Below are 3,267 nucleotides of genomic sequence, written 5' to 3' on the forward strand. Positions count from 1 at the left end.
GACTCGATCATCGCATGGCCCTTGGCATAATAACCCATCACCGCCTGGCGATACAGCACCAGATGGTTCTTGATCGGGGGCAATAGCTGGTTGCGCACTTCGCGGGCAATCAGGGCAGACTGCATCGCCCCATCATGCGTCGTGAGAGCGGCGCGCCACAGACCAAGGTCCGTATTGAAAGTTGCCAAGAGATACCCGCCTTGCAGCTTGAGCGGCCCGGTGAACCCATCCGGCGGCGAGGTATTGATGTTCGACCACAGGCTGGCCATGTCATCAAGCGCCTTGAGCACATCCCCCGGCGCGTCCTTGAAGGACGGCTGAAGCGGCAGACCCTGAACGAAGGGGGAAGTGCGAAGCAAGCCCTGAACCATCGCGCGGAACTGGCGCACCCGTTCAAGAAGCGGCGCTTTGCGATTGTCGCGCTCGTTGGCCCACTGCTGGGCATTGTTCTCGGCAGCCTCCACCGCGGTGATCTTGGTTTGAAGCGCAGTGCGCGAAGCCGTCAAGTCAGCGACCGCATACGGCCCGTTCAGCACGAGCGGCCCGCCTGCCCCCAGGTCAACGTTGACCGCCGTCCAGTGAGTGATGAATTCCTGCATCGTTGAAAGGTACGATGCTAAAGAAGTGAGTGGCATTGATTTTCTCCGTTCCCCGCTCTCCCGTTGAACACCGGAGAGCAGTCGATAATTATGTAGATGGTTTTAATCATCGGCTCCGAACCCCCCAATATCGAGGTCGCCCACTTAAAAAATGTCCATGCGCGTAGCAAAAGAAGCTCTTCCAGACAAAATATGCGCGTGCGCGTCGAATAATGCGCTTGCGCGAATCATTTTATTCATTAATGGACGCAATATGTCGATGCGCGCCAGACTTAGCCAATGCGCGTTAATAAGTAAGCCCGCCATCTAACGCGCACCCATACTTCCGCTAGCGCGTGAACTATTAGCGACGCGCACGCGCATATTTTGCCGCGCACCTACATATTTTGCCGCGGGCCAGTCCTCACTCCCGCTTCAAGGTGTCATTCAAACCCGAAGGCTTGGAATCGGTCTGAAAGAAAGCCTCGGCAGCATAGCTGCCGAGGCTTTCTGTAAATGCGGATTCACACAGAAGGCAATTCTCCGGGCGGACCAGATTCCCGGATAAACTCTCCTCTAACCCGCATTTGATTTATGCAGCTATCCACATTGTGCCTGAATTCCGCCCCTGATTCGAAGTAGCGAATAGCCGGCAGATCACTTTCCAAAAAGCTATATAGGTCTTCCGTAGCTACTTCGGCCAGCGAAGCGATGTCATTTCGGTCCATGTACTGACGAATCCTAGCTCGTATAACAAACATCGGAGATTTGGGGCTGGTCGGCCCTGTCGACCACGTAGTTGAACCGCCCCCACGCCGCATTATGGCCATCTCGCGCTGAATCTCGGAAAGCGATTCCAAAACCAAGTTGTCAGGGGAGACCTCGGTCTCTGTGAGCTTCGCGACTTGGAATGGACCGAAGTTCTTCAAGAACGTCGAGAAATTCGGATCTGTGATTGATGCATTGTAAGTAGCTGCAACCTTTACAGCCAGCTTTGCCTTGAACTCTTCTATGGACTGATGCCGCAGGGTGCGTGGGTAGGGTATGTGTTCAATCACACCAGTGTCAAAGGAATACTCAGTTACGTCATCCTTAACGATAACCGTGGCCTTGTCAAATGCCAAACGCATGCCAAGCTCAAACATGACGTTCGAGTTTCTGCCGCTCACATCGCACACGATGATGTCTGAGCTGTAGATGTTCTGAACTATTCTCTTATGTATGACCCCGACATCGTCATCTTCGCTCACGAGCTTTATGGTGAAATTCGGCTCGCCGATGCTCACTATGGCTTCAGTCAGAATCCTCTTAACGTCCTTCCAGTGTTCGGGCGTATAGTCATCCATTGCCGAGATGGGCATGATGAGACCGCATTTTATCTCCTCTTGCGGCTTTGATTTCGTCGCCATAATTACCCCTCCATTCTCACGAACGAAAGTCATCTCGTTCGTTTACATTATCGCTACTATGGCACATGGCCTAACCAAAGTCAATTAGGTAAGGTATTGATTCTTTTGGCGTTGGATTTGGGGGCGGAGAGTGGGCACAAACCTGTTATGACGGCCAATACCTAATCGATACCGATCACGCCGAGGGCGATAGCGGTACTCAGAGCAACAAGACTACGAGCGCGCTCACCCAAGCCACGCTTCAGGACGCTATCAGTGCAATGATGCAGATCAAGAACGATCGCGGCTTACCGATGCGCATCATCCCTGATACGCTCGTTGTTGGTCCCAAGCTGCAGTGGATTGCGACTGAGCTGCTCTCAAGCCAGGTTGTAGTGGTTAATATCGGCGATGGGGCTGCAGGTTCCGGAGCAACTGCCGCAACCAATTATGCCAATCCCATCCAAGGCAAGTTGCGCCTGATTGTCAGCCACTACCTGACCGGCGCTTATGATGACTACTGGTTCGTACTCGATACCTCGCGAAGTATGCGAGGTGTTATCTTGCAGAGCCGAAGTGATGTGCCCGTCGAGTTTGCCGCACTCGATAACCCGAATGGTTCCGAGGAAATGTTTATGCGAGACCGCTTGTTGTATGGCGTTCGTGCTCGCTATAACGTTGGATACGGTCTGTGGCAGACCGTCTACGGCGGCATTCTCTAGATTGCATAGCAGGTTGGGAGGCCATTCCCAACCTGCTATTTTTTTGTGAGGTGATTTATGGCACGCAGACCAAAAGTGTTTAAATATCGAGTTTCAGCGATTATCCGCAGCGAGTTTCCGGGCTTTAGAAGAAGTGGTTTCTTCTTTCCAAATGAACCGGATTTTATTGAGTTGGACGAGGTCTCCGAGGCGATACGACAGGAGCCAATGTTAAGCATTCAAGAGGTGGCAGATGATAACACGAAGCTTATCGACGGAGCGTAATTCTTACCCAGGAAATGGGATTACCCTTTCTTGGTCACAATTTGGAATAGCAGTCTCCAGCATGATTGTTTCGATCCTGACCCCGCTGTTGATGTTTATCAATCAGACCAATGTGAACGTGGCGCTTCTTAACCAACGGGTGGGTCAACACGATGAGATGCTCAAACAAACCATCACCCTGGCCTCAAACCAGGAGAAATCAATCCAACACACCAACACCTCCCTAGCCCGGATAGAAACCCGTCTGAATACGATTTTGGAGAAATAAAGAGTATTGCGTAGTGCGTATTTCGTATTCCGGAACTCTTTCCTGAC

5 protein-coding genes are annotated in these 3,267 nt (G+C 51.9%); 3 read left to right on the forward strand and 2 right to left on the reverse strand.

Features of this window, described 5'->3' with window-relative positions:
• Positions 1–635, reverse strand: a 635-nt coding sequence (locus WCO51_11495; GenBank protein MEI6513878.1) for a hypothetical protein, incomplete at its 3' end; no start/stop codon positions are given.
• Between the two features lie 467 nt (positions 636–1,102).
• Complete coding sequence (locus WCO51_11500) at positions 1,103–1,987, reverse strand: RNA helicase (GenBank protein MEI6513879.1); 885 nt, start codon at positions 1,985–1,987, stop codon at positions 1,103–1,105.
• Between the two features lie 164 nt (positions 1,988–2,151).
• On the opposite strand from WCO51_11500, the gene WCO51_11505 reads away from it, so the two are divergent.
• Genes WCO51_11505 through WCO51_11515 form a run of 3 tightly spaced genes read left to right on the forward strand, consistent with a single transcriptional unit; the run spans position 2,152 to position 3,220 of the window.
• Positions 2,152–2,688, forward strand: coding sequence for a Mu-like prophage major head subunit gpT family protein (locus WCO51_11505; protein ID MEI6513880.1), 537 nt, complete (start codon positions 2,152–2,154; stop codon positions 2,686–2,688).
• 57 nt (positions 2,689–2,745) lie between these two features.
• Positions 2,746–2,952: a hypothetical protein gene (locus WCO51_11510; protein ID MEI6513881.1), complete on the forward strand. Its 207-nt coding sequence runs from the start codon at positions 2,746–2,748 to the stop codon at positions 2,950–2,952.
• Positions 2,921–3,220, forward strand: a complete 300-nt coding sequence (locus tag WCO51_11515; protein MEI6513882.1) for a hypothetical protein — start codon at positions 2,921–2,923, stop codon at positions 3,218–3,220. The genes WCO51_11510 and WCO51_11515 overlap by 32 nt, the downstream gene beginning before the upstream one ends.
• Positions 3,221–3,267 lie beyond the last annotated feature (47 nt).

The organism is bacterium (assembly GCA_037131655.1).
Classification (GTDB): Bacteria; Armatimonadota; Fimbriimonadia; order Fimbriimonadales; family JBAXQP01; genus JBAXQP01.